The sequence below is a fragment of the Fusicatenibacter sp. genome (assembly GCF_050872605.1).
GTDB lineage: Bacteria > Bacillota > Clostridia > Lachnospirales > Lachnospiraceae > Fusicatenibacter.
The window spans coordinates 1-18250 of sequence record NZ_JBNMHD010000029.1 but is presented as its reverse complement, the minus strand read 5'-3'; the positions used below and the strand labels follow the sequence as shown (position 1 = coordinate 18250).

The following is an 18250-nucleotide window of genomic DNA, read 5'->3' as shown; positions in this document are numbered from 1 at the left end:
GAAAAAAAGAACAGGAACCGTTTTGCTGTTCCGATTCCTGTTCTCTCCTCTTTATGCTCCAAGTTCCCGCATGCCTTTCAGCAGGCCTTCGATCTGTTCTGCTATTTCTTTTACTTTCGCTTCCAGTCCCAGCAGTTCCTGGCGGTACATCTGATTTTTCTTTTCCGTATCCAGTACATGTACCGTCTGGACCAGAAACGCTCCGGCCTTCGGCTGAAGCTCCTCCGGCAGATGCGTTTCCTTTAAGCGGTTCCGAAAGCTTTCCAGGTCATTCCCTGCAGCCCTCAGATACTGATTCATGTGGATCCCTGTGTGGCGCATCATCGCTCTGCCCTCGCCGCGTACCTTTGCGTACGTTCTCTGGCTTTTGGCTGCATACAATGTCATCTGTACATACATCAGACTGGTCAGCGCCTTTTCTCCGGTCATTGCTGTTTCATATAATTCTTTTTTCACTCTCTCGCTGCTCATACATTCCTCTTTCCGCCACTTTTGTTCCGCTGGCAACGGTTTGGATTGCTCCGGCAGTTCATGTTGTCTTTGGTATTCAGGAGTATAAAAAAAGACTCCTATCATGACGACTGCCACAATAAAAGTCTTGCGTTCTCATTTGATACGGACGTCTCTCGACATCGGCTGACGATTTCAAACCCACCCGGGATGCGTTTTTGTTTCCCGCGGCGTTTCGCTACTCCCTTTTACTTGTTGATGTGTATATTAGCACACTTCCTGTCGAATTGCAAGTATATTTTTTGCATTTTGTCCCTCATTTCATGCAACTTACGTTTTTTCATTTGTGTTTCTTCCTATATAAATGCACCGCCGGAAAGCATACCGCTCCGACTGCCAGCACAAGAAAAACGATATCTGCATACATCTTCACATATCCAGCCGCCTGCTCCCACGCCGCACCGACCGCAGCACCGATTCCGACGAGAAGAACGTTCCACACCGTGCTTCCGATGATTGTAAACAGCAGAAATTTCGGCATCTCCATCCGTGCCATCCCGGCGGGGACGGAAATGAGGCTTCGGATGATGGGAATGCACCGGCCGAACAGAACGGCCCGCTGGCCTTTCTTCTGAAACCATGTAATCGTTTTCCAGGCATCCTCCGCGTGAAATCCGAGAAGCTTCATCGGGCGGCTGTCGAGCAGTTCACTAAGGCTCTCCGTGCTGACAAGCGTTCCCGCTCCATAGAGAACCAGCGCCCCGAGAAGCGATCCTGCCGTGGATGACAGCACAACGCCCGCCGGATGCAGACGGGTGCATGTCGTCAGAAAACCGCCGAACGTCAGAATCACCTCGGAGGGGATCGGCGGAAAGACATTTTCCACGGCAATCAGAATCAGGACGCCGACATATCCAAAGCGGTTGACCATATCCAGAATTACATTCTGCAAGCTTTCTCCGTTCCAGCAGCTCCGCACCGTTTTGAGACCTGCGGCGTTTTCCCGTCTCTGCTCCGCGTCACGGAATCGCTGCTTTTTCCTTCTTCCCCTGCATTCTATGCACCGCCGCCCCTCTGCATGACCCCTTTTTCCGCCAAAACTTTCCTCTGTTTACGATTCCGTCAGATTTTCTTTGTTTTGTTTTCATCTTCTCTTCAGAAAAGCTTTATCTCATGTACACATTCTGGTCACAATTTTTCCGTATACTAATCTCATCAACAACGAAGGAAACAAACACAAACCTCCATCGTTTTTCTATAAATTTTAACCAGGAGACAGCAAAGCACCCTTGGAAGCATGTCTCCAATGCCAACCTTTCTAATAGATAGATTTCTTTTTCATACCGCCGGGACCCTGACAAGTCCCGGCCTCTCTCCTTTTTAGGAGATTTTTTTATTTTCAGCTCTTTTTTTCCTTAATTTTCTAAAGTTCCCACGATAATTTTTTCTTGCACGTGACTTTCCCGTATAGTAGAATAAAAATAGTTGTTTTTTAACAGACACCATGGATAAAAAAGGGAGAAAAATACCATGAAAATTGGATTTGACAATGAAAAGTACCTGAAAATGCAGTCTGAGCATATCCGCGACCGCATCAACCAGTTTGACAACAAGCTGTATCTGGAATTCGGCGGAAAGCTGTTCGATGATTTCCACGCATCCCGCGTTCTTCCGGGCTTTGCACCGGATGCCAAACTGCGCATGCTGATGCAGCTCTCCGACCAGGCAGAGATTGTAATGGCAATTTCCGCAGCCGATATTGAGAAAAACAAAATCCGCGGCGACCTCGGCATCACCTATGACAGCGACGTGCTCCGTCTGATCGACGAGTTCCGCGGACGCGGCCTCTATGTCGGCAGTGTTGTCATCACGCAGTATTCCGGACAGCACAGTGCAGACGCGTTCAAGAAGAGACTGCAGAAGCTCGGCATCCCGGTTTACATTCACTACACGATTCCGGGCTATCCGCACAATGTGCCGCTGATCGTGAGCGATGAGGGATACGGAAAGAACGAGTACATCGAGACAACCCGCCCGCTCGTTGTCGTTACCGCACCGGGACCGGGAAGCGGAAAGATGGCAACCTGCCTTTCCCAGCTTTACCATGAGCACAAACGCGGTGTAAACGCCGGCTATGCAAAATATGAGACCTTCCCGATCTGGAATCTGCCGCTGAAGCACCCGGTCAACCTGGCTTACGAGGCTGCTACCGCCGATCTGAACGATGTCAACATGATCGACCCGTTCCACCTCGAGGCATACGGCGTGACAACCGTCAACTACAACCGTGATGTCGAGATTTTCCCGGTTCTGCGTGCGATCTTCCAGCAGATCTTCGGCGAGAGCCCGTACAAATCCCCGACCGACATGGGTGTCAATATGGCCGGAAACTGTATCATTGATGATGAGGCATGCCGCGAGGCTTCCCGTCAGGAGATCATCCGCCGCTACTACACCGCTGTCGACGGCATCGCAGACGGTTCCCGTTCCGAGACCGAGGCTTACAAGATTGAGCTTCTGATGAAACAGGAAAACATCGTTGCCGCAGACCGCACCACCGTTTCCCCGGCTCTCGTCCGTGCCGAGGCGACCGGCGCACCGGCTGCTGCCATGGAACTGCCGGACGGACGCGTCATCACCGGAAAGACCGGCGATCTGCTTGGATCGAGTGCAGCGCTTCTGCTGAATGTGTTAAAAGAGCTCTCCGGCATCGACCATGACGTACATGTTCTCTCACCGGAATCCATCGCTCCGATCCAGACCCTGAAAACCAAGTACCTCGGAAGCAAGAACCCGCGTCTTCATACCGACGAGGTTCTGATCGCGCTGTCCGCTACTGCTGCACAGAGCGAGGATGCACAGAAAGCGCTGTCCTGCCTGCCGCAGTTAAAGGGCTGCCAGGTACACTCCAGCGTTATGCTCTCCGATGTGGACCGCAAAATGTTCCAGCGTCTGGGATGCGATCTGACCTGTGAGCCGAAACTTCAGTAAATAATTTTTATATCTTGGACAGAAAAAATCCAGGGCATACGGTACTTTCCGTACCTGCCCTGGATTTTTTCTGTCCGGCTTCTGTTTATAAATTTTCTTTTCCGAATCCCATCGGCAGCAGCTCCTCGAGTGTCATTTCTTTCCAGGAACCGTCGCCCTTGCAGAGAAGGACGAGAAATTCGTTCGGATCAACGAATTCCCGCAGAACCTGACGGCAGACACCGCACGGTGTACAGAAATCCTCCGGCTCTGCCTCTCCCGGGCCGCCGCAGACGGCGATCGCGTCAAATTCCGTTATGCCCTCGGATACGGCTTTGAAGACCGCGGTGCGCTCCGCGCAGTTTGTCGGTGTATACGCCGCATTTTCAATGTTGCAACCGGTATAAATCGTTCCATTCTTTGCCAGAACCGCCGCACCTACGCGGAATTTCGAATACGGCACATACGCAAATTTCCGCGCCGCCAGAGCCTGTTTTACCAGCTCCTGTTTTATTTCTGTGCTGATTTCCTGTTTCATATCCAGCATCCCCTTTCCAGTATCCCCTTATTTTTTCTTTCTTATTTCTGGTCTTCCCGGATCAGAATCCGCAGCGCCTCGATGGCTACCTGAATCGCACCTTCCGTATCGTGCGTAATATGGTTCTCCATGCCGCGTTTCACTCTCTCCTGATTTCCCATCACAAGAAAATCCGATCCGGCACGGACGCCGCGGGCACTTGCCACGATAAAGAGTGCCGCCGATTCCATCTCTGACGCTTTGCATCCAAGCTTCATCCATGCATCCCATTTTTTCAGCAGCTCATCACCGACCGGCATCTGCTCCGGATCGTGCTGGCCGTAGAAGGAATCTTTGCACTGTACCACGCCCGCATGCCATTTTTTCCCCAGATTCTTTGCCGCCTGCACCAGCGCATTCGTCACGGTAAGGTCTGCTACCGCCGGGAACTCGATCGGTGCGTATTCCTTTGACGTTCCCTCCGCACGGATCGCTCCCGTTGCCACCACGATATCGCCGCCCTCTACATCGAGTGCCATACCGCCGCATGTTCCGACGCGGATAAACGTATCGGCGCCGCACTGGATCAGCTCTTCCATCGCGATGGAAGCCGACGGACCGCCGATGCCGGTAGATGTAACGGAAACCTTTACACCGTCCAAAGTACCCGTATAAGTCACAAATTCCCGGCTGTCTGCGACGAGCACCGGGTTCTCAAAGTAAGCTGCAATTTTTTTACACCGTTTGGGATCTCCCGGCAGAATCACGTACCGTCCCACATCGCCTTTTCGGATCTGCAGATGATACTGCAGCCCTTCTTCTCCTGAATAATTCTGCATATGCAAAAACCTCCTTTGCATTTTTGTATTTTCGTATTCTCATAGTTCTATTCTACCACAGGCCGCACCGCAAATACAAGGCTTGACACCATTTCACCGCCCCTTTCATTACGGATATAATCACGTTTCGCGGTTGCCTTTTCCCATTCGGGATGCTACAATAGGCACAGAAACCAGAGTTCTTACTTTCATCTTTACGAGGAGGGATTATTTTATGAGTTCCTATGTCATCAGCTGCTGCTCTACGGCAGATCTTACCGAAGAACATTTTTCCAAAAGAGAAATCTCATACATCTGTTTCCATTACAAATTAAATGACACCGAGTACGCGGACGATCTCGGCAAATCCATGCCGTTCGATCAGTTCTATGCCGCCATGGCCGCCGGCGCTTCCACAAAAACATCCCAGGTGAATGCCGATGAGTTTGAGGCCTATTTTGAAACATTCCTGCAGGACGGCAAAGACATTCTCCACGTCTGCCTCTCCTCCGGCATTTCCGGTGTCCTGAATTCTGCGATGATCGCCAAAGCCGACCTTGAAGAGCGCTACCCGGAACGGAAAATCCTCATCGTGGATTCCCTCGGCGCTTCCTCCGGCTACGGTCTTCTGATGGACCGCCTTGCCGACCTGCGCGATGAAGGAAAACCGCTGGAAGAGGTTTTCGATTTCGCGATGAAAAACCGCCTCAAAGTCCATCACTGGTTCTTCTCCACGGACCTCACCTTCTACGTGCGCGGCGGCCGCATCTCCAAAGCCTCCGGCGCAATCGGCGGCCTCCTCGGCATCTGCCCGCTGCTCAACATGGACAACGAAGGCCGTCTGATTCCGCGGTTTAAAATCCGTACCAAGAAAAAAGTCATCAAAAAAATCGTCGACCAGATGGAAGAAAACGCCGAGGGCGGCCTCTCCTACTCCGGCAAATGCTACATTTCCCAGTCCGCCTGCTATGACGATGCGCGGGCCGTTGCAGATCTTGTCGAGGAACGCTTCCCGCATCTGAACGGAAAAGTCGAGATCAACAACATCGGAACCACCATCGGCAGCCACACCGGGCCTGGAACAGTCGCGCTGTTTTTCTGGGGGAAAGAACGGGTGGATTAACCCTCTTGCATTTCTATGCAAAAAACAGGAAACGAAAAAGCTCTGTCCAAAATGGGCAGAGCCTTTTTACTATCCATTTATAAAATCTTTTTTCCGTTTTCTCTGTTTCTCCACCATCTGCACACCAGCGCAAACACCAGATATCCCATGGCCGCTCCGAGCGTATTCGTCACAACGTCATCCAGCTGGCAGAAACCGCGTTCTGTTAAAAGCTGCACGGTTTCCAGCATCATACTTGTGGCAAATGCTGCGTACACGCAACACCACCATCTCCGAAGAAACGGCACTGCCGCCGGCAGCAATGCACCGAATGGCAGAAACAGCAGAATATTTTCCACAAAATACCGGTCCGGCAGTCTCTGGCTTCCCCAGGTTTCAAACAGTTTCAGATCCACGCCCGTTCTTGAACCCGGCTCTCTGGAAAGCAGTGTAATCGAAAGCATCATCGCAAAATAAACTGCTACCAGAAACCACAGCAGAAGCTGGGCACCATGAATGGCGTGGTACTGCTCCAGCCGTTTCCGCTTCTTCTGGATCTGCTGATTTTTCCACGCCGCCGCAACCGTCACAAAGCCGACACCAACCGCAACGGCATGCGGCAGATACCGGAATGTATCAAAAATATCCTGTTCAATCGTTGTCAGATAAAGAGGAATTGCCATCTGCATCACCTTCCATATTTTCGCGGCCGGTCTGAAACACCTGCCAGATAGTCAAGACTGCAGTCGTACGTCTTCGCCAGCAGCATCAGCGAATCCAGCGGGATCTCACGGATGCCTTTTTCATACCGGTTGTAGGTGTCCGGGTGACTGAAAATCTTCCGCGCCGCCTGTGTCATCGAATAACCGCGTTCCAGACGGAGCTCTTTCAGCCGGATCAGCATTTTCTCCCGCTCCGGCGTTTCTTCTATTTTTCTGTGCATAGAGTTCCTTCTTTTTATTCCGTCTCCGCCGCCGCTTTTTCTGCCTCCGGCACATAGCCCGGATTGTCGTCGTATCCTTCCAGGAAGTTGTGGCGGATGCCGTGCTGCTTATAGCCGACCACCGTATCAATATTGACATTCTCCACACTGCGGAAAATATTGCTCTCGACAAACGGATTCACCTTTTTCAGATTCTTAATCAGTTCCTTGATTTCCACACGTTTCGAGCGGTTCTCTTCGTTATTGCAGGTCGTGCAGGTGTCCGTAAACTTGCAGGCACACTGGATGAAATGCAGACCATTGTAATCTCTCCATGCCTTGATGTCATCCTCACGCACCAGATACAGCGGGCGGATCAGCTCCATGCCCTCGAAGTGGATGCTGTGAAGCTTCGGCATCATCGTCTGCACCTGCGCACCGTAGAGCATTCCCATGAGGATCGTCTCGATGACATCATCGTAATGATGGCCGAGTGCAATCTTGTTGCAGCCGAGCTGCTGTGCAAAATGATACAGATGGCCGCGGCGCATTCTCGCGCAGAGATAACACGGGGAATTTTCCACATGGTAGACCGAATCGAAAATGTCTGTCTCGAAAATGGTGATCGGAATGTGGAGACTCTTTGCGTTGTCCTCGATCACTTTGCGGTTCTCCGGGCTGTATCCCGGATCCATGACAACGAATTTTACTTCGAAATCAAATTTATTGTGAAGCTTTAACTCCTGAAAGCATTTCGCCATCAGCATCGAATCTTTTCCGCCGGAAATACAGACAGCAATTTTGTCGCCTGGTTTTACCAGCTCGTACGTATTGATCGCTTTCGTAAATTTGGACCAGATCGCCTTTTTGAACTTCTTGCGGAGACTCTTCTCGACATCAGCTGCCTTGTCCTGCTCCTCCGGCGCGCTCATCACGTCCATCAGCCAGGCGATGTAACCGCCCTCCAGGCTCACAGCGTCCCAGCCTTTTTCCTGTAATTCTTCCGCCGCTGCGACACTGAACCGGCCGCGGCTGCAGCAGATAATCGTCTTTTTGCTCCGGTCAATCGCATCACTTGTCTCGATTTCTTCTGTCTTCATCACAAGCGCTCCCGGAATCGCGCCGTGGGAGATCTCTACCGCATCGCGGATATCGACGATCTGATAGCTTGACGGATCGAGCTCTTTTAGTTCTTTTATTGAAATACTGGTACTCATGTAATTTTTCCTTTTCTAATTAAAATGCCTTACTTTTCTTCATTCTTTCATTGTATCGTTTTTTCTGTGACTGTCAAGAAAAAACGCACAAAAACGGGGAGTCTCTGAACATTCGTTTCAAATCCTCCCCCACTTTTTTATTTTTTCCGGATATCCGCCATCGTCTTCAGCAGAAGTTCTTTCTTCCAGAAGACCAGCCCTGCACTTGCGAGCAGAATCGCGTAACGCAGGATTCTGTACGGGAAAATCAGATTGCAGATGATACTTGCTCCAATCAGAAAAGCGGAGCACGCCAGAAGAAATCCTGGATTCATCAGATTTTCCTGGATTCCTTCGTTCACCAGAATCCGTTTGCTCACAATATAATGACCGACTGAATACAGCATATAGCATGCCAGCGTCGTGTAACCGGCCGCGATGTAACCGAACAGGCGGATAAAAATAAAGTTCAGCACCACATTCGCTCCCGCCGCAGCCATGGATGCCACCATCAGAAACTGTGTTTTTTCATAATAAAACTGCGGCATCGAAAGAATATTATAAATGAAGATAAAAAATACACTCGCTGCCACCGGCGGAATGACGTATACCGCCTCACGGTACTTCGGTGATCCAAAAATCAGCACCAGCTCCGGACTGATCAGCATCAGCGCCACGGCTATGCCGACCACTACAATGCTCAGCAGCTGCAGCACCTTCCGCATCGAGCGGATGTCGCCCTTTTTGATCTTGCTGTACATCCATGGTGTCAATGCACTGTTCATACCGCTGATGAAAAGCTGCACCAGCATACCAATGCTGTACGCCAGCCCGTACAGCGCAACCTCCGTCTTTCCGACCATCTTGTCGATCATGATGCGGTCGCCCTGGTTCAGGATAATGCCGGACAGATAATGCGGCACAATCGGAATCCCGATCCGCAGCGCATAGCCCCAGTATTCTTTCGAAAAAAACTCTTTTCCTTTGCAGAACTGGAACACAATAATCGGCACACAGATGCAGACCTGCACCCCGACGATACCTAAGATCCGCATCATGGCCGTACCGCCATTCATGCGGATCAGCACCAGGCTCGCAATCGGGTTCATCAGCGCCTGCAGAATCGTCACACAGACCAGAATCCGGTACCGATACTCAAACCGCTGCCGCCCCGACCAGTAGGAAAGCGCCGGACTCAGCAGCGCTTCCAGAAACATCAGCAGAATCATGGATTTCGGCAGATTTAAAATCTTCTCCCAGAAACCCGATGTAAAACAATACAATGCAAAAACCGCGCCCGTAATCACAAGCGTCAGTCCCTGCATTGCAGATGTATATTCATCCCGCTGCTTCTCGTACTTTGCCATCGCATTGTCATAAACACCATTAAATAAATACAGCGATGTCATAATCGTCAAAATCTGCAGCCAGGACAGATAAACCGTATAGGTTCCGTACTCCTCGGTGCTCATCAGACGCGTGAAAATCGGAACGGTGATGAACGAAATGCCTTTTTGTAAGAAACTGCAGATCGTAAACCAAAGCGCCGCCTTCGCCTGGACGGAGAGAGAACGGTATTTTGAGGTAATGTTCATGTAAACTCCTTGCTGTTTGGGTTATTTGCGTGTCTTATGTTAACACAAAATGGTGGGGACTGCAAGAGGGGTTTCTGGACTATTTCACATACTTCTCTATCTGACATTGATGCACTTTATTCTTTTTATCATAATTGATTCCAACCATTAAAATATCCCCTGTATAGCTCAGAATCGATGATGGATATTTCTTTTCTTTGATCTGATTCAGAGCTGTTTTGACGCTTTTGTTCCACTTCAGCTCTACGACTAATGCCGGATAATCCATTCTGTACTCCGGCATTGGAAGGAATACAAAATCTGCAAATCCACGGCCTGTCGGCAGTTCCCGAACTGGTTTGAAATAGTACTGCATCGCACTCAGATAGGCAAGGGCCAGAACGCTGCTGAGTGAATTTTCATTATTATACTGAATTGCAGAAGCATATGCATTGTGAATATTTTCAATCTGTTCTGCAACAGCTGCTCCATCCATATCCAGGGTCGCATTCAGCAGTTCTTCCGATTGCTGCTGAAATTTAAGCATTTCATTCCATGTCTTACTCTCCACCGCTGTTGTCAGTTCCTGCCGTATTTCTTCATTCGGTACAAATGCAAGCTTTCTGGCTTCATCGTATCCCAAATACCCTAAATGGATCATATACGTCAATACATCGTCTTTACACCGAATATTTACAATATCATTTTTAAAGGTTGCCGTATTTACCTTTACTGCTGCACCAGAGATCATTTCAATGATTGCTGTTTTCAATCCATCATAATCCATATTGATCAGCGGAACAATTGCATCATAAGAAGCTGTTTCTGACCAGTAACTCTTAAATTCCCCTCTTCTCATCAGACCAACAACGGCCCTTGGATTGTACACCTGATAGTCATTTAACAGATAACCGTCATACCATTGCTTTACTTTTTCAAAATCCTGATGATATTTTTCTGCAAGATTTTGTACTTCTTCTTCGGTGAAACCCACATATGGTGCCAGATTTCCTGCACTCAGCATCGTAAATTCATCAAAATTATTCAGTGCTGACTGTGTTTTTTCTTTCTTAATGGGAAGAATCCCTGTCAGATATGCAAGCTGAATATATTTGGTCGGTTCCGTTCCCTTAAACATACCACGCAGGAAATTAATATATTGTTCCTGTACTTTCTGATCGGCAGACGCATCACGAATTAAAACGTCCCACTCATCAATGATCACCACAAACTTATATCCCAATTTTTCTCGAATAATTGATAATGCTTCCGGTAATGATTCTTCCTCCATCGGGAATACTCCTGGATAGAGTTCTCTCAGTTCTTTTAATATACTTTGCGTAATAAAAGTCACAATCTGCGCTGCATCTCTGCAATTTGTCAGGAACCACTGAATATCCATGTGAATGACATCATACTGATTCAGATGGTTTCGAAAATCGGCACTTTTACCGATCTCCAGTTTTGAAAACATTGCTTCTGTATTTGCACCTTTGCTATAATACGCTGCCAGCATATTTGCAGCATACGACTTTCCAAATCTGCGTGGGCGGCTATTGCAAATATAGGCATCCGTCGTGCCGAGAACTCGATTCGTATATTCAATCAGACCTGTCTTGTCCACATAAATTTCTGAATTCAAAGCTGCCTGAAATGCACTGCTTCCTGGATTAACGAATCTTCCCATTGTATTATTGGCTCCTTTCTTTTGAGCTTTGCATACATGACTTGTAACATATTGCAACTCACGCCCCTCAGAGGGCGACCGTAAACTCAAACAACATTTTCCCTTTTTCGTCTCTTTTCAGTATAGCTTCTTTTCTCCCCCATATCAACCATTTAAAAATCATTTATAAATATACTTCAACCAGAACAATCTGGACGACATTGACGGTCGGACAATGGCTGCTGTCTTTCGAAGATTTGATATATTATTGAGGTTTTTAAATGATAATTTCCAAATGTAAATGAAAATGGTGAGTCCGAAATTGTAAGAGAGTCTGGCACCAATGCTCTTCTTTTCTTTTGAGTTTTGTGTTAATATAAAACAATAGGTATAAGACAGTAGGCGTTTTTTAATTTTAAATTTCTGAAATTATACTCTAATTGAAGAGTAAAGAAAGGGAAAAATAACATGTATGATTATCTAGTAGTCGGCTCCGGCCTCTACGGCGCAATTTTCGCGCACGAAGCAAAAAAAGCCGGTAAATCTGTATTGGTAGTGGACAAACGTCCAAATATCGCAGGCAATATCTACACAGAGAAACAGGAAGGCATCAACGTACATAAATATGGTGCTCATATTTTCCACACAAACAATAAAAAAGTATGGGAGTATATCACACAGTTCGCAGAGTTCAACCGTTTTACGAATTCACCGGTTGCAAACTATAAAGGCGAATTATACTCTATGCCGTTCAATATGTACACCTTTAATAAAATGTGGGGTGTTGTAACACCGGAAGAAGCTGCTGCAAAAATTGAGGAGCAGAAAAAAGAAATTACCGGCGAGCCGCAGAATCTGGAAGAGCAGGCAATTTCTCTTGTTGGACGGGATATTTACGAAAAGCTGGTAAAAGGCTATACCGAGAAACAGTGGGGACGTGACTGTAAAGAGCTCCCGGCATTTATTATCAAACGTTTGCCGGTAAGATTAACCTTCGACAACAACTATTTTAATGCATTATACCAGGGAATTCCGATGGGTGGATATACCAAAATGGTAGAAAAGATCTTAGATGGTATCGAAGTTCGCCTGAATACCGATTATCTGGAGCATAAAGAAGAATTAGATGCCCTGGCAGAAAAAGTCGTTTATACTGGTCCAATCGATGCTTATTTCGATTACAAATCAGGAACGCTGGAATACAGATCTGTTCAGTTCGAAAACGAAACATTAGACATTCCGAATTTCCAGGGAAATGCTGCAGTAAACTACACAGACCGTGAAACCCCATGGACCAGAATTATTGAGCACAAATGGTTTGAATTCGGAAAAGATGAAGACGGCAACGAACTGCCGAAAACCATTATCAGCCGCGAGTACAGCTCTGAATGGAAGCCGGGAGATGAGCCGTATTATCCTGTTAATGATGCGAAAAACGGTGCATTATATGCAGAGTATAAGAAACTGGCAGAGACAGAATCTAAAGTGATCTTCGGTGGAAGACTGGGAGAATATAAGTATTATGATATGGATGCGGTTATTGCGTCTGTATTGGAGATGTGTGAGAGAGAATTAGCATAAGAGACAGAAATCCTGAGCCCCCTCTGAGGCTCAGGATTTCTGCGTATCTTGCTATTTTTCATACTTCTCGATCAAGCACTGATGCTCTTTCGTCTTTTTATCATAGTTAATGCCAACAAGTAAAATATCTCCCGTATAACTTTCGATCGTTTCAGGATATTTCTTTTCCCGGATCTGCGCTATTGCAGTTCTTGCAGTTTGGTTCCATTTCAGTTCCACAAGCAGGGCAGGATAGTCCATTCGGTACTCTGGTTTCGGGAGAAATACAAAATCTGCGAATCCGCGCCCCGTCGGCAGTTCACGAACTGGTTTGAAATAATATTGCATGGCACTCAAATAAGCCAGTGCTAATACGCTGCTGAGAGAATTTTCGTTATTATACTGAATAACAGAAACATAGTTTTCATGAATTTTTTCGATCTGATCCGCTACCGTTTCTTCATCCATATCCAGCGTTGCATTCAGCAGTTCTTCGGATTCTTTCTGAAACAGAAGCATTTCATTCCATTTTTTCCTTCTGGTCGCACGGTTCAGCTCCTGGCGGATTTCTTCATTCGGCACGAACGCATTTCGAAACGTGCTGGAATATCCCAGATATCCCAGATGAATTAAATAGGTAATGACATCATCCTTATTGTAGATTTTTGAAACATCATTTTGAAAGGATCCCACATCTACTTCAATCGCAGCGCCGGACAACATTTCAATCACTGCAGTTTTTAATCCATCAAAATCCAGATTGATCAACGGAACAATGGTATCGTAAGAAGCCGTCCCAGACCAGTAGCTCTGAAAGTTTCCCTCCATCATCACATTGACAACAGCATTAGGATTGTACACATGATAATTTCCCAGCTGATAGCCATCATACCACCGCTTTACTTCTGCAAAATTCTGATGATACTGTTTACAGAGCTTCTCTACTTCCGCCTCTGTAAAACCAATATAGGAAGCAAGCGGCCCTGCATTCAGCATAGAATATTCCCGGAAATTATTCAACGCAGACTGCGTTTTTTCTCTTCGAATTGGTAATATTCCAGTAAGGTATGCAAGCTGAATATATTTTGTGGGCTCAGTTCCCTTAAACATACCACGCAGAAATTTAATATATTGCTCCTGAATTTTGGGATCAGCAGAAGCATCGCGAATCAGAATATCCCACTCATCAATAATCACGACAAACTTATATCCCAGTTTTTCACGGATAATCGACAGCACTTCCGGTAACGATTCTTCCTCTGTTGGAAAAACTCCCGGATAGATTTCTCTTAATTCTTTCAATATGCTCTGCGTAATAAAATCTACGACCTGATCAGAATTCCTGCAATTTGTCAGAAACCATTGAATATCTATGTGAATAACATCATATTGATTCAGATGTTTTCGAAAATCGACGTTTTTGCTAATCTCCAAATCCGAAAACATTTCTTCCGAACTCGTACCCTTGCTGTAATACGCAGCCAGCATATTCGCAGCATAGGACTTTCCAAATCTGCGCGGCCGGCTATTACAAATATAAGCATCCGTTGTGCCAAGCACACGATTGGTGTATTCAATCAAGCCAGTCTTGTCCACGTATATTTCTGAATTCAGAGCAGTCTGAAAGGCGCTGCCGCCTGGATTAACAAATCTTCCCATGATATTATTATATGGCCCCCTTTCTGCATATATGGTAGTTATATATTAGCATATTTTTAGGGGAATAGAAAGGCACTGTGGTTTCATCTGCTAAAATTTTGAAACAATATCAGAAACTCTACTTGCCATACCTTGTTGTTAACGTCAATATTTGCTATAATTTTAAGATAGCGTAAAAAGAGAGGTTAGGTGAGCAGAATGGACATTGCAGAAGCACAGGATTCCCGGTTAAACGTAGTACTATTTCAATCCAAATATTCCAGAAAACTGGATAATGAAAGCAATTTTCCAGCAAATGAAAATTGTAAGAGGGTCTGGTAACTAGCGTGAAAGAAAGTAACTCACGAGTTACTAACTCGTGAGTGTATTTATAGGAGGCAAATTGATGAGCCAGTTTTATTGTCGTGAAGAGGAACTTAGAAAACTAAATAAGCGATACAAAGGTGACAAATTTGAATGCATCGTTATCTACGGCAGACGGCGTGTTGGAAAAACTGCCCTGATCAATGAGTTCTGCAAAGATAAACCAACCATTTTCTTTTCTGCATTAAACACGACCGGAAAAGAAAATCTGGAAGTTCTATCAAAGGCTATTATGAATTTTGAACGGCCGGATATGGAAACGACACCGGAATTTCAGTCATATGATGCTGCACTGGATGAGTTAACAACACTTTCCAAGGAAGAACGAATCGTTTTTGTTGTGGATGAGTATCCGTATCTTGCAAAAGCAAAGCCCGCCATTTCTGCCATGCTGCAGCATATCATCGATCACAAGTGGACGGAATCAAAAATGTATCTGATTCTTTGCGGTTCGTCTATGAGTTTTATGGAAAATCAGGTGCTTGGGAATGAAAGCCCGTTGTACGGCAGACGAACAGCACAGTTTAAGATTGAACCGTTGGATTACAAAGAGACAGCGGTATTCCATCCACATCTGCCAGCAGAAGAGAATTCGTTGATTTATGGAATTACGGGCGGAGTTCCTCATTATATTAATAAATTAGATGTGAAAGGCAGTGTAGATGAAGCACTGCTGGACAATTTTTTCGACCGTTCCAGTTATCTGTACGAGGAGCCTGGAAATCTTCTGAAACAGGAGCTTCGAGAGCCGGCAATCTACAATGCCATTATCAAGGCAATTGCAGAGGGCGCTTCCCGTATGAACGATATTAAGCTGAAGGTCGGAGAGGAAAATTCAATTGTTTCGAAATATCTGAAAACGCTGATTGATCTTGGTATTGTGAAAAAGGAAACACCAATTACAGAAAAACCAGGCAAAAAAACGATTTACCTGTTAGCGGATCATTTTTTCCGCTTCTGGTATCGCTTTGTACCAGCTAACGTAAGTGCGATCGATTCCGGCAGAATTGCAAAGACGTATCCGCATGCTGTGAAGCAGCATCTGCATGATTATATGGGACTTATTTTTGAAAAGATGTGTCAGGATTACCTGCTTTATTATTGTGATGATTTACCGATTGAGCTGAGTGAGATCGGGCAGTGGTGGGGCACCGATCCAAAAGAGAAAAAGCAGATACAGATAGATATTGTCGGAACACCGGTAGAGGGAAAGGAATATATCATTGGTTCGTGCAAATATAGAAATGAGAAGATTGGCGTGGACGAGCTTGAGCTGATTAAAAATTATGCATCCGTGTTTGGAAATGGAAATCGTTATCACTACTATATCTTTTCCAAAGGTGGATTTACAGAAGGACTTCTTCAGGCACAGGAGCAGGGAGAGGTTCATCTGATCACTTTGGAGGAGCTCTACTGCTAAATCATGAACTGCCTGAACAGGCAATTAAAGTGTTCGGAGAATGCCGTCCGTTTTGAAACGGCATTCTCCGATATTTTTTATTCTACCGTAACACTCTTTGCCAGATTTCTCGGTTTGTCCACGTCCAGACCTTTTGCTACAGAAACATAATAACCCATCAGTTGCAGCGGAATCACCGCAAGGCTTCCGACAAAATATTCATCGACCTTCGGCACATACACTGCGAAATTCACCTGATCTTCAATCTCATAATTTCCATACGTCGTCAGGCCCATCAGATACGCTCCACGGCTCTTGCACTCGAGCATGTTGCTGACTGTTTTTTCGTAAAGCTCACTCTGCGTAAGGGATCCGATCACAAGTGTTCCCTGCTCAATCAGACTGATCGTGCCGTGTTTCAGTTCTCCGGCTGCATACGCCTCGGAATGGATATAAGAAATTTCTTTCAGTTTCAGACTTCCTTCCAGGCAGACAGCGTAGTCGATTCCGCGTCCTACAAAGAACACATCATGTGCATTCGCATATTTTGCTGCAAACCACTGGATCCGTTCTTTATCCTCCAGGATTTTCTGAATTTTTTCCGGAAGTGTCAGCATTTCAGAAATATAGTAATGGTATTGTTCCTCTGTAATTTTTTCTCTCACCTTTGCAAACTGAACTGCAATGCAGTACATAGCAACAAGCTGTGCGCTGTATGCTTTTGTCGTAGCAACAGAAATTTCCGGTCCGGCAAGGGTGTAGAATACTTTATCCGCTTCGCGGGCAATACTGCTTCCCACCACGTTTACAATCGCCATCGTAGTAATATTCTTTTCTTTCGCAAGACGCAGCGCAGCTAAAGTATCTGCCGTTTCACCCGACTGGCTTACTACAATGACAAGAGCTTTCTGATTCAATGGCATTTTTCGATAACGGAATTCCGATGCCAGCGCTACCCTTACCGGAATATCTGCCAGATCTTCCAGAACATACTGCGCAGCCATCCCTACATGCCATGCGGAACCACAGGCCACAATATAAATCTGCTCAAAATTCTGAATCTCTTCCTCTGTAATTTCTACTGCTGAAAGATCAATTGCTCCGTCTTTAATCACAGAATTCAGAGTATCCTGAACTGCTTTTGGCTGTTCATGGATTTCTTTCATCATGAAATGCTCAAAACCAGCTTTTTCTGCAGCCTCTGCATCCCATTTAATCTCAGTAGTCTGTTTTTCAATTTCATCACCATCAAGATTGTAGAAATGTGCTTCCCCCGGTGTTAATTTGGCAAATTCCAGATTTCCAATATAATATACATTTCTTGTATACTTCAGAATTGCCGGTACATCGGATGCTACATAAGTTTCACCATCTGCGATACCAATAATCATTGGACTGTCTTTTCGTGCCACCCAGATTTCACCCGGATAATCACGGAACATCAGTTCCAGAGCATACGATCCACGGACACGCACCATTGTTTTTGCAATCGCATCGATCGGTCCAAGTTTATATTTTTTGTAATAATAATCTACCAGCTTAATGACAACCTCAGTATCTGTCTGACTGTAAAATGTATATCCATGTTTTAAAAGCTTTTCTTTCAGCTCTGTATAGTTTTCAATGATACCATTATGTACACCGACCACTTCGGACTCTACAGCACCAGATCCGGATCTGCTGCAATTTCCGGAGACATGCGGATGTGCATTTGTCTGGCTTGGCTCACCATGCGTTGCCCAGCGGGTATGTCCAATACCGCAGGTTCCCTTTAAAGCTTTTCCCGAATCCGTTTTTTCAATTAAATTGCTCAGCCGTCCCTTGGATTTTACAACTTCAGCAAGCTTTTCTCCATCACGGACAGCAAGGCCTGCCGAATCATATCCTCTGTATTCCAGTTTAGCCAATCCATCCATGATGGTGTATAAATAAAGTTGACAGCCTATTCTCAAGGATTTCATAGTATAATCAAGAGAATAAGGAGGTGCCCAACTATGGCACGAAGTCAACGTAAATACGATCACGAGTACAAAGTACAGGCGGTTAAGCTTGCA

15 protein-coding genes are annotated in these 18250 nt (G+C 46.1%); 4 read left to right on the top strand and 11 right to left on the bottom strand.

Annotated features, from left to right (window positions below; all coding sequences use genetic code 11):
* Nucleotides 1-51: 51 nt before the first annotated feature.
* The gene (locus ACY2VT_RS09655; RefSeq protein ID WP_461879736.1) at nt 52-471 is read right to left on the bottom strand and encodes a hypothetical protein; all 420 of its coding nucleotides are present in this window, start codon (nt 469-471) and stop codon (nt 52-54) included.
* A 319-nt stretch (nt 472-790) separates the two neighbouring features.
* On the bottom strand, nt 791-1402 hold the full coding sequence (locus ACY2VT_RS09650) for a DedA family protein (protein WP_461879735.1): 612 nt from the start codon (nt 1400-1402) through the stop codon (nt 791-793).
* 578 nt (nt 1403-1980) lie between these two features.
* Here ACY2VT_RS09650 and ACY2VT_RS09645 point away from each other — a divergent pair.
* Nucleotides 1981-3441, top strand: a complete 1461-nt coding sequence (locus ACY2VT_RS09645) for a DUF1846 domain-containing protein (protein ID WP_461879734.1) — start codon at nt 1981-1983, stop codon at nt 3439-3441.
* A gap of 85 nt (nt 3442-3526) precedes the next feature.
* Here the strand turns inward: ACY2VT_RS09645 and ACY2VT_RS09640 are convergent, their stop codons facing one another.
* Nucleotides 3527-3958, bottom strand: coding sequence for a cytidine deaminase (locus ACY2VT_RS09640; RefSeq protein ID WP_461873361.1), 432 nt, complete (start codon nt 3956-3958; stop codon nt 3527-3529).
* A 41-nt stretch (nt 3959-3999) separates the two neighbouring features.
* On the bottom strand, nt 4000-4776 hold the full coding sequence (gene udp / locus ACY2VT_RS09635) for a uridine phosphorylase (RefSeq protein WP_055220432.1): 777 nt from the start codon (nt 4774-4776) through the stop codon (nt 4000-4002).
* Nucleotides 4777-4990: 214 nt separating this feature from the next.
* Between udp and ACY2VT_RS09630 the strand changes: the two genes are divergently transcribed.
* On the top strand, nt 4991-5878 hold the full coding sequence (locus tag ACY2VT_RS09630; RefSeq protein ID WP_461879733.1) for a DegV family protein: 888 nt from the start codon (nt 4991-4993) through the stop codon (nt 5876-5878).
* A gap of 77 nt (nt 5879-5955) precedes the next feature.
* Here the strand turns inward: ACY2VT_RS09630 and ACY2VT_RS09625 are convergent, their stop codons facing one another.
* The 5 genes from ACY2VT_RS09625 to ACY2VT_RS09605 form a co-directional block, all read right to left on the bottom strand.
* Nucleotides 5956-6540 (bottom strand): VanZ family protein, encoded by a 585-nt coding sequence (locus tag ACY2VT_RS09625; protein WP_461879732.1) that lies wholly within the window; start codon nt 6538-6540, stop codon nt 5956-5958.
* Between the two features lie 5 nt (nt 6541-6545).
* Nucleotides 6546-6800 (bottom strand): helix-turn-helix domain-containing protein, encoded by a 255-nt coding sequence (locus ACY2VT_RS09620; RefSeq protein WP_117804762.1) that lies wholly within the window; start codon nt 6798-6800, stop codon nt 6546-6548.
* A 14-nt stretch (nt 6801-6814) separates the two neighbouring features.
* Entirely contained in the window at nt 6815-7996 is a 1182-nt protein-coding gene (locus tag ACY2VT_RS09615) for an ATP-binding protein (RefSeq protein ID WP_461879731.1), read from the bottom strand.
* 137 nt (nt 7997-8133) lie between these two features.
* On the bottom strand, nt 8134-9570 hold the full coding sequence (locus ACY2VT_RS09610; protein ID WP_461879730.1) for a lipopolysaccharide biosynthesis protein: 1437 nt from the start codon (nt 9568-9570) through the stop codon (nt 8134-8136).
* 79 nt (nt 9571-9649) lie between these two features.
* A complete protein-coding gene (locus tag ACY2VT_RS09605) occupies nt 9650-11236 on the bottom strand; it encodes an AAA family ATPase (RefSeq protein WP_461879729.1) in 1587 nt (528 codons plus the stop codon).
* Between the two features lie 447 nt (nt 11237-11683).
* On the opposite strand from ACY2VT_RS09605, the gene glf reads away from it, so the two are divergent.
* Nucleotides 11684-12796 carry a UDP-galactopyranose mutase gene (gene glf / locus ACY2VT_RS09600; RefSeq protein ID WP_461879728.1) on the top strand — a complete coding sequence of 371 codons (1113 nt, stop codon included), beginning with the start codon at nt 11684-11686 and terminating at the stop codon, nt 12794-12796.
* 51 nt (nt 12797-12847) lie between these two features.
* On the opposite strand, the gene ACY2VT_RS09595 is transcribed toward glf, so the two are convergent.
* Entirely contained in the window at nt 12848-14434 is a 1587-nt protein-coding gene (locus tag ACY2VT_RS09595; protein ID WP_461879727.1) for an AAA family ATPase, read from the bottom strand.
* Nucleotides 14435-14819: 385 nt separating this feature from the next.
* On the opposite strand from ACY2VT_RS09595, the gene ACY2VT_RS09590 reads away from it, so the two are divergent.
* Nucleotides 14820-16217 (top strand): ATP-binding protein, encoded by a 1398-nt coding sequence (locus tag ACY2VT_RS09590; RefSeq protein WP_461879726.1) that lies wholly within the window; start codon nt 14820-14822, stop codon nt 16215-16217.
* A 77-nt stretch (nt 16218-16294) separates the two neighbouring features.
* On the opposite strand, the gene glmS is transcribed toward ACY2VT_RS09590, so the two are convergent.
* A complete protein-coding gene (gene glmS, locus ACY2VT_RS09585) occupies nt 16295-18157 on the bottom strand; it encodes a glutamine--fructose-6-phosphate transaminase (isomerizing) (RefSeq protein ID WP_461879757.1) in 1863 nt (620 codons plus the stop codon).
* Nucleotides 18158-18250: the final 93 nt, after the last annotated feature.

Excerpts from the sequence above, each read along its gene's own strand:
- ACY2VT_RS09655 (WP_461879736.1), bottom strand. The coding sequence starts at position 471 with ATGAGCAGCGAGAGAGTGAAAAAAGAATTATATGAAACAGCAATGACC.
- ACY2VT_RS09645 (WP_461879734.1), top strand. The coding sequence starts at position 1,981 with ATGAAAATTGGATTTGACAATGAAAAGTACCTGAAAATGCAGTCTGAG.
- ACY2VT_RS09640 (WP_461873361.1), bottom strand. The coding sequence starts at position 3,958 with ATGAAACAGGAAATCAGCACAGAAATAAAACAGGAGCTGGTAAAACAG.
- udp (WP_055220432.1), bottom strand. The coding sequence starts at position 4,776 with ATGCAGAATTATTCAGGAGAAGAAGGGCTGCAGTATCATCTGCAGATC.
- ACY2VT_RS09630 (WP_461879733.1), top strand. The coding sequence starts at position 4,991 with ATGAGTTCCTATGTCATCAGCTGCTGCTCTACGGCAGATCTTACCGAA.
- ACY2VT_RS09625 (WP_461879732.1), bottom strand. The coding sequence starts at position 6,540 with ATGGCAATTCCTCTTTATCTGACAACGATTGAACAGGATATTTTTGAT.
- ACY2VT_RS09620 (WP_117804762.1), bottom strand. The coding sequence starts at position 6,800 with ATGCACAGAAAAATAGAAGAAACGCCGGAGCGGGAGAAAATGCTGATC.
- ACY2VT_RS09615 (WP_461879731.1), bottom strand. The coding sequence starts at position 7,996 with ATGAGTACCAGTATTTCAATAAAAGAACTAAAAGAGCTCGATCCGTCA.
- ACY2VT_RS09610 (WP_461879730.1), bottom strand. The coding sequence starts at position 9,570 with ATGAACATTACCTCAAAATACCGTTCTCTCTCCGTCCAGGCGAAGGCG.
- ACY2VT_RS09605 (WP_461879729.1), bottom strand. The coding sequence starts at position 11,236 with ATGGGAAGATTCGTTAATCCAGGAAGCAGTGCATTTCAGGCAGCTTTG.
- glf (WP_461879728.1), top strand. The coding sequence starts at position 11,684 with ATGTATGATTATCTAGTAGTCGGCTCCGGCCTCTACGGCGCAATTTTC.
- ACY2VT_RS09595 (WP_461879727.1), bottom strand. The coding sequence starts at position 14,434 with ATGGGAAGATTTGTTAATCCAGGCGGCAGCGCCTTTCAGACTGCTCTG.
- ACY2VT_RS09590 (WP_461879726.1), top strand. The coding sequence starts at position 14,820 with ATGAGCCAGTTTTATTGTCGTGAAGAGGAACTTAGAAAACTAAATAAG.
- glmS (WP_461879757.1), bottom strand. The coding sequence starts at position 18,157 with ATGAAATCCTTGAGAATAGGCTGTCAACTTTATTTATACACCATCATG.